This window comes from Roseomonas sp. CAU 1739, assembly GCF_039839775.1.
GTDB lineage: Bacteria > Pseudomonadota > Alphaproteobacteria > Acetobacterales > Acetobacteraceae > Neoroseomonas.
On sequence record NZ_JBDOQQ010000052.1, the window covers coordinates 1 to 1,254 of the forward strand.

Here is a 1,254-nt window from a genome sequence, read left to right on the forward strand (position 1 = left end):
TGGAGTGCGCCCCTTGGGGTGGACAGGATCAGGCGGCGGCTTTGACCGTCTGCCGGGCGTGTTGTGCCTCGAACTGCACGGGGCTGAGGTAGCCGAGCGCTGAGTGTAGGCGTCGCGTATTGTAGACCTCGTCGATGAAACGCGGGAGGTCGGCGGTGACATCCTCGAACGTCTCGTAGGCGGCCAGATACACGGCCTCGACCTTCAGGGTCTTCATGAAGCTCTCGGCCTTGGCATTGTCATATGGATTGCCGCGGCGCCCCATTGATCCTGCCAAGCCATGGGCCTGCAATAAAGCGCGGTAGCTCTCCGACGCATATTGCGAGCCGCGATCGGAATGGTGGATGCAGCCGTCGGCTGGATTGCGGTTCCGGATTGCGGCCTTGAGGGCTGCGACGGCAATCCGGGTATCGATAGATCGGCTGATGGCATAGCCGACCACCTTGCGCGACCAGGCGTCGAGGATCGCCGCGAGGTAGACGAAGCCGCCAGGGATGGCGACGTAGGTCAGATCAGCGACCCAGAGCTGGTCGGGCCGGTCAGGGACCATGCCCTTGGCCAGGTTCGGAAAGATCGGACCCGCATGATCGCTGTCGGTCGTGGCGACGTATCGCCTGCGCCGCTTGGGCTGCAGGCCCTGTTCACGCATCAGGCGGCGGAGTTTCTTGCCGTTCACGACGATGCCCTGATGGCGCAGTGCCGCGCCCACGCGCCGATAGCCGTAGCATTCGAACTCATCACAGATCGCGCTGATCCGGGCGAGGGTGTCATCCACCGTGGCAACGGCAGACGGTGCGTCATAGAAGGTCGATCGCGCCAAGCCCATCAACTCGCACCCTCTGCTGACAGTGATGCCGTAGGGCCGGTGACGACGGAGGGACTCGCGCTTCGCGGCCGGCGTGCGTGCTGCAGCGCCCCCTTTAGAAACTCGAGCTCCAGCGCCTGCTTGCCGACCAATCGCTCGAGAGCGGCGATCCGGGCCTCGTATTCCTGGATCAGATCGGCGGCCTGCACATCATCATCCAGAGCACCGGCCTCGAGCTTGCCGACCCAGATCCGGATCAGCTGCCGCGAGATATCGTGCCGCTTCGACAGGGCGTGCAACGTCTCGCCCGCGATGAACTCCTCGGCTACCTGCCGCTTGAACGCGGCGCTGTGTGATCGATGCTTCGTCATAGCTTCCATCCTTCGGAAGCCCAGCAAGGCCCGTCAATTTCAATCGCTCAATCTGTCCACCCCAAGGGGCGCACTCCA

2 protein-coding genes are annotated in these 1,254 nt (G+C 63.6%); both read right to left on the reverse strand.

The annotated features are described in order from the left end of the window. Positions 1-28: 28 nt before the first annotated feature. Positions 29-853 (reverse strand): IS3 family transposase, encoded by an 825-nt coding sequence (locus AAFN86_RS29525; RefSeq protein ID WP_347547315.1) that lies wholly within the window; start codon positions 851-853, stop codon positions 29-31. Next, positions 826-1,176 (reverse strand): transposase, encoded by a 351-nt coding sequence (locus AAFN86_RS29530; protein WP_347547313.1) that lies wholly within the window; start codon positions 1,174-1,176, stop codon positions 826-828. Before AAFN86_RS29530 ends, AAFN86_RS29525 begins: the two co-directional genes overlap by 28 nt. Between the last annotated feature and the right edge of the window lie 78 nt (positions 1,177-1,254).

What these genes read in the sequence shown, in the direction of transcription:
- AAFN86_RS29530 (WP_347547313.1), bottom strand. Translation starts at nt 1,176, where the DNA reads ATGACGAAGCATCGATCACACAGCGCCGCGTTCAAGCGGCAGGTAGCC.